Origin of the sequence: uncultured Mycobacterium sp. (assembly GCF_964249325.1) — a bacterium.
Lineage (GTDB): Bacteria > Actinomycetota > Actinomycetes > Mycobacteriales > Mycobacteriaceae > Mycobacterium.
Window position 1 is genome coordinate 3,039 of sequence record NZ_CAXUCH010000101.1, and the last position, 5,905, is coordinate 8,943.

General features: G+C 63.7%; 5 protein-coding genes and 2 pseudogenes (2 of these 7 only partly in view). 4 read left to right on the top strand and 3 right to left on the bottom strand.

Translation table 11 applies throughout. The annotated features are described in order from the left end of the window. From ACFE99_RS13975 to ACFE99_RS13985, 3 genes and pseudogenes are all read left to right on the top strand, one after another. Positions 1 to 533, top strand: a pseudogene (locus tag ACFE99_RS13975) (adenosine deaminase family protein) (it extends 478 nt beyond the left edge of the window). A 25-nt stretch (positions 534 to 558) separates the two neighbouring features. After that, positions 559 to 1,245, top strand: a complete 687-nt coding sequence (locus ACFE99_RS13980) for a phosphate ABC transporter ATP-binding protein (protein WP_375486208.1) — start codon at positions 559 to 561, stop codon at positions 1,243 to 1,245. Further along, positions 1,242 to 2,054, top strand: a complete 813-nt coding sequence (locus ACFE99_RS13985; protein WP_375486210.1) for an ABC transporter permease — start codon at positions 1,242 to 1,244, stop codon at positions 2,052 to 2,054. The genes ACFE99_RS13980 and ACFE99_RS13985 overlap by 4 nt, the downstream gene beginning before the upstream one ends. Before the next feature lie 82 nt (positions 2,055 to 2,136). On the opposite strand, the gene ACFE99_RS13990 is transcribed toward ACFE99_RS13985, so the two are convergent. The 3 genes from ACFE99_RS13990 to ACFE99_RS14000 all read right to left on the bottom strand — a co-directional run bounded on the left by ACFE99_RS13990 (position 2,137) and on the right by ACFE99_RS14000 (position 5,376). Further along, positions 2,137 to 3,405, bottom strand: a complete 1,269-nt coding sequence (locus ACFE99_RS13990; protein ID WP_375486212.1) for a primosomal protein — start codon at positions 3,403 to 3,405, stop codon at positions 2,137 to 2,139. Positions 3,406 to 3,474: 69 nt separating this feature from the next. Then, positions 3,475 to 4,374 carry an alkaline phosphatase family protein gene (locus tag ACFE99_RS13995; RefSeq protein ID WP_375486214.1) on the bottom strand — a complete coding sequence of 300 codons (900 nt, stop codon included), beginning with the start codon at positions 4,372 to 4,374 and terminating at the stop codon, positions 3,475 to 3,477. 93 nt (positions 4,375 to 4,467) lie between these two features. Next, complete coding sequence (locus tag ACFE99_RS14000; RefSeq protein ID WP_375486216.1) at positions 4,468 to 5,376, bottom strand: alkaline phosphatase family protein; 909 nt, start codon at positions 5,374 to 5,376, stop codon at positions 4,468 to 4,470. Between the two features lie 272 nt (positions 5,377 to 5,648). On the opposite strand from ACFE99_RS14000, the pseudogene upp reads away from it, so the two are divergent. After that, a pseudogene (gene upp, locus ACFE99_RS14005) lies at positions 5,649 to 5,905 on the top strand (uracil phosphoribosyltransferase) (it continues 363 nt past the right edge of the window).

A 5,905-nucleotide genomic window follows, 5' to 3' on the forward strand; every position in this document is an offset into this window, starting at 1 on the left:
ACCCGCCCACGAGACATTTGGACGCTTTCGAGTACATGCGGGACCATAACGCCCGCTTCACTATTCATGCCGGTGAAGCATTCGGGTTGCCGTCCATCCATGAGGCGATCGCGTTTTGCGGCGCCGACCGGCTAGGGCACGGGGTCCGGATTGTCGACGACATCCACATAGACGACGACGGCAGGGTACGACTTGGCCGGCTGGCTGCGATATTGCGGGACAAGCGAATTCCGCTGGAGCTGTGCCCAAGCTCCAATGTGCATTCCGGTGTCGTCGACAGCATCGCCGAGCATCCGTTCGATCTGCTGGCCCGGGCGCGGTTCCGGGTCACCATCAACACCGACAACCGGTTGATGAGCGACACATCCATGAGCCGTGAAATGCACCGGCTGGCAGAAGCATTCGGCTACGGCTGGTCCGACCTGGAGCGGTTCACCATCAATGCGATGAAGTCGGCGTTCATCGGCTTCGACGAGCGGCTGGCGATCATCGACGAGATCATCAAGCCGCGCTACGCGGTGCTGATCGGATAGCGAACCGCGCACAGCAGGAGGCGTCTTGGTCGATACGGACTCGGTGTTCGACTTCGCCGACGTCGTGGTGGAGCGCAAAGGTGTGCGCGCACTGGACGGATTCACCGCGGCCATCCCGAAACACGGGGTGACGGTGGTCTTCGGCCCGTCAGGATCGGGCAAGTCGACGTTACTGCGATTGTGCAATCGCCTGGAGGTGCCGACCAGCGGGCGAGTCCTGTTCCGCGGCAACGACATTGCCGGAATTGATCCACTGTGGTTACGACGGCAGGTGGGGATGTGTTTCCAGCGTCCAACACCGTTTCCCGGCACGGTTGCCGACAATTTGCGGGCCGCCGACCCAGGCGCGTCCGACGCCCAAATGACCGAGACTCTGGCGCGGGTGGCGCTGACCGGATCGTGGCTTGACCGCGACGCGACCGCGCTGTCCGGCGGGGAGGCGCAGCGAGTGTGCCTGGCCCGCACGCTCACGGCGCAACCCCAGGTGCTGCTACTCGACGAACCCACCTCCGCCGTCGACGCTGTCGCGGCACGGGTGATCGAACAGGCGGTACGTGACCTTGCCAGCGAGGGAATCCCGGCCCTGTGGGTCACCCACGACTCGGCGCAGGCCGAGCGCATCGCCGACAGGGTCGTCCATATCGACAAAGGCCGCTGCACGGGGGTTGAACCGGCGGCGTCCAAGCCGGAAGACGGGGAGGTGATGCGGTGAACGGCCAGGTCGGATGGGTTGGTCTGGCGACGTCGCTGGCGTTGGTCGGGTTCGCGGCGGCCATCTCGCTGTGGCAGCGGTTGGGGCTGGAGCGCCAGGTGGTGTGGTCGGCCATCCGCGCACTGGTCCAGTTGCTGCTGGTGGGCAGCGCGTTAGCGTTGCTGTTCGAGCCGGGTCGCTCGCTGTGGTGGTCGTGGGCGTGGACGGCGGGCATGGTCGCCTACGCGGGCGACGTTGCGCGCAGGCGGGCCCCGGAGGTGCCCCGGCCGGCGCCGCTGGCCATCACCGCGTTCGCCACCGCGGCGGTGGTCACACTTGGAGTGATATTCGGGCTGCGGGTGTTCCCGCTGCAGCCCCGCACCCTGGTGCCGATCGCCGGGATGATGATCGGCAACTCGATGACTGCCACCGTCCTGGTGGCCCGCCGACTGGTCGACGAGCTGCGCGACAAACGCGACGAGGTCGAAGCGCGGCTGGCCCTCGGTCAGCCCTATCGACAGGCGGCCGCGCCCTACCTGCGAACGGCGTTGCGGTCGGCCGTCTCGCCGCAGATCGAGACCACCAAAGCGACCGGGCTGGTGTTCTTGCCCGGCGCGATGACCGGACTCATTCTGGCGGGGGTATCGCCGGTCCAGGCTGTACTGGTGCAGGCAGTCGTGATGTTCCTCATCTTGGGCTCGGTCGCGGTCACGACGGTGGTGGTTGCGCTCGGGCTGGTGCGTCGCGTGTTCACCCGCGACCATCGGCTGCTACCGCTGGCCCGTCGCCCCGAAACGCGGGAGCACCGGCGCACAACAGCGAAAACGTGAAGCCCGCCAACTAGCAAGTTTGCGGCGCTATTCGCGCCTCAGCCGCGACTCTCAGGTCCAAGGTCGTCGGCGGCTTGCGGCGCTATTCGCGCCTCAGCCGCGACTCCACAAACCGTTCCAGCTGCTCCCACTCCCGCACCGCCTGGGCATACGGGGCGGCGGGCTTGCTGACCGAGCCCGGTTCAAGCACGTAGGCCACCAGCTTGCCCAGCGGCCGCTCGGTAGCGAGCGCCTTATCGACGGTGTTGTCCTCGGCGTAGTCGCCGACATCACGAAGCAGCTCGACCGCCAAGTCCAGCTGCTCGCGGTCCACCGCATCGGGTCCGTCTGCCAGATCGTCGGCCAGGCCCGTCAAGACATAGACGTTGTCGTCGGTGATATCGACCACCAGCGATCCGTCGGTGGCCGCGGTGCGAATGTCATCGTAGGTGCTCAGGTCGGACAGGTCGTGGTCGTGCTCGTCGGCGAGATAGCGGGCCAGCGCCCGTTCCGAACTGAAGACACTGATACGCCCGTTGCGACCCAAGAAAATCGGGCGGTCGTCGAAATAGCAGCGCAGCGTATAGAACGTGCCGACGCCGGTCATGATCTGAATCGGGTCGATGCCGACCTTCAACCAAAAGTCCTGGTCGCTACCGAGCACCAGACTGTCGGCAGCGGCAGGGGCCTCCTCGGCGTCCTCGCTTGCTTCGCTGACGTCGGTGTCACCTGCCGCCTCGTCTTCGGTGACGGTCTCTTCGTCGTCATCCTCGGGAGGTTCGGCCAATTCCTCGGCGGCCCGGGCCGAGGCCGCAGCATCGACATCTGGGGTGCGCACAATGTTGTCGATTGCGGCCAGGACGTCGTCCCAGCCCCGCCCGATGATCCGGGCGATCGCATTCCAGCGTTTAAGCCCCGCTTTGCCGGTGAAGTGCTCGATGCCGCCGGCCAGCGTGCCCAACGACGGGTTGCCGTTGAAGAACTTGCTGACCGCTGGTAATTCGCAGACCGACCCAATTGACGACACGATCGTCAGCGTGGCTGCCACGGCGGTGACCGACTCTTCGGTCGGCTTTTCCGCGACTAGTTCCTCCACGGTGATCAGGTCGAACTGCTTGTCCTCGGCCGGGTTGAGCTTGTGCGCGTTGGCCTGAGTCAGGTCTTTCCATGCCGGGTGGTCGACCAGATCGTTGTCGGTGTCGGTGCGGACGAAGGCCACCAGGTCAGCGACGGTTTCGAAAGCATAGAGGTCCTCGTCCTTACCGAGAAACGCCTCCCACTCGTCCCCGGCGTCGCGCCAGCGCGGCGCCCACAGCGTATAGCGGTCGCCAGCGGTCAGGCTTAGTCGGATTGGTACCAGCTCAGCAGCCATGCGGCACAGGATAACGACGAGCGCCCATCCTGCCCGACTGAGGGCCGACCGGGCCGATGCAGGTCGAAGTCAGCTTCCCCAGATATCGGTGATAGCAGGAGCGTTCGCCGCGTAGCCGGTTTTGGGCAGCCCATACATCTGCTCGAGCGTCGATAACACGTTGTAGTGGCTGATCGGTTCGGGGTAGGCCCCGGGTTTGACGTTGGCTCCGTAGATGATGGTCGGGATCTGATTACGTGCGGTGTTGTCGTCTTCGTCCCAGGTCAAAATCAGCAGGCTGTTGTTGGTCTTCGCCCAGGCGGCGTACGGGGATAGCTTCTGGTGGAGCCAAGTGTCGCCTTGAGCGATCGAACCGTCGTGCATGTCGTTGTCGAGGTTGGGAATGACGAACGAAACCGTCGGCAGGCTGGCGTAATTCGACGGTGCGGGAAAGGCTGAGAACGGCAGTGAGTAGTTCGCAGGGATGTTGCTGAAATCGACCCAGGGCACATGCTTGCGCGCGTACCTGCCCGCGCTGCAGGCCGGCGAGCCCACAGCGGGCAGGTCCTCGGCGAAACCGACGAATGTGTATCCGGCGGCAAGTAATTCAGAACCTAGGTTGGGCGCGGCGCCTGCGTTGACCGGACAACTGTTTTCCTTCAACCCGAACATGTTGCCGGCGAACAGCGCCAAGTAGTTGGGCTCGCTCGGGTGCGTTTCGGCGAACGACTGCGTCATCATTGCGCCGTTGGCGGCAAGGGAGTTGAGAAATGGAGCGGACTTGTTGCCGATGATGTTGGCGTGCGAGCGGTTCTCCTCCACGACGATTACCACGTGCGCGGGGGTCGGGATAGCAGCCGCCGCAAAGTTCACCGGAGCCGTTGTGCCGGTCAAATGTGCGGGCAACGATGTGACGGCGGCGAAGACGGCCAAAACGCCGACCAGCGAGACTGTTTGCCCCTTGCCTTTTCGCCATACCCGGCGCCGCATGCGGCGAGTATAAGCGCGCTATTGCGTGCCGCCTGGCATGGACGCGCCCGTGTGGCATGGAAATGTCGCGGTTCTGGTGAAGCGAGGGAGCAGCTAATCGCCCCAAATCTCGGTGACTGCCGGGGCATTCGCCGCATGTCCGGTCTTCGGTAGCCCGTACATCTGCTCTAGCGTGGACAACAAGTTGTAGTGGTTGATCTTCAGGTTGTATGTTCCCGGCTTGACGTTGGCGCCGTAGAAGATCATCGGAATGCGGTTGGGGAAAAAGTAATCGTTACTTTCGTCCCACGTCACGATCAGCAGGCTGTTGTTGGCCTTCGCCCATTCGGCATACGACGACAGATGCTGCTGCAGCCAACTGTCGGCTTGCGCTACCGATCCGTTGTGCATGTCGTTGTCGATGTTGGGGATGACGAATGAGAGCGTCGGCAGGCTGGCGTAATTGGACGGGCCAGGAAATGCCGAGAACGGCACCGAATCAGTTCCCGGGACGTTGCTGAAGTTGACCCACGGCGCATGGACGCGCTCATACTTACCCGATGTGCAGACTGTTGAGCCCACGGCCGGCAGGTCTTCGGCAAAACCGGTGAACGTGCGTCCGGCGGCAAGCAATTCAGCGCCAAGGTTGGGGGTGTTACCTTCGTTGACCGGGCAGAAGTCCCAAATCAGGTCGAATGTGCGGCCGGCAAACAACGCCATGTAGTTCGGTTCGCTCGGATGTGTTTCCGCGAACGATTGCGTCATGTATGCGCCATTAGCGGCCAGTGTGTTGATGTAAGGAGCTGACGCGTTCCCGATGACGTCATCTGGGTCGCGGTTTTCCTCCATCACGATGACGACGTGCGCCGGGGTCGGGATGGTGGCCGCCGCAATGTCGACCGGCGGGGCTACTTTGGCGACATGCGCTGGCACGAAGAAAATCAGCGCGCCCAAGAACGCCAAAGCGCCGGACAGCCCGACGATTCGGAATCCCGTGGTTTTTCGCCATCCGGGACCAATCATGCCGGGAAGTATAGGAATCGTTTGCCACATCACGCTTAATGGCGATCGGCGTGTCAGCTCCATAATCTTCAAAGGTGAGAACGCATTTCAAGATCAACTGCCGATCTTGCGCCGGCTCGTTTATGGCGGCGACGAAGCTGGTGTCCGCAATTGCCGGTCACATTTTTCGCTTCGCATTTGCTGCACCGGCAGCCGCGCGGCCAGCCGGAGCATAACTGGGCTTTCGTGCAGGCCATTTCGAGCCGGTCGTCATCCGGCTAGGGTCAACGTCTGTGGAAGTGCACGTCGTTGACCATCCGCTGGCCGCCGCGCGGCTCACTGCACTGCGCGACGAACGCACCGACAATGCCGCGTTCCGTGCCGCGTTGCGCGACCTGACGCTGATGCTGGTCTACGAGGCCACCCGCGACGCGCCCAGCGAGACAGTCCAGGTGCGCACCCCGCTCGCCGAAACCATCGGGGTGCGGCTGGCCAACCCACCGCTGCTGGTGCCGGTACTGCGGGCCGGCCTGGGCATGGTCGATCAGGC

Excerpts from the sequence above, each read along its gene's own strand:
- ACFE99_RS13990 (WP_375486212.1), bottom strand. The coding sequence starts at position 3,405 with ATGGCTGCTGAGCTGGTACCAATCCGACTAAGCCTGACCGCTGGCGAC.
- ACFE99_RS13995 (WP_375486214.1), bottom strand. The coding sequence starts at position 4,374 with ATGCGGCGCCGGGTATGGCGAAAAGGCAAGGGGCAAACAGTCTCGCTG.
- ACFE99_RS14000 (WP_375486216.1), bottom strand. The coding sequence starts at position 5,376 with ATGATTGGTCCCGGATGGCGAAAAACCACGGGATTCCGAATCGTCGGG.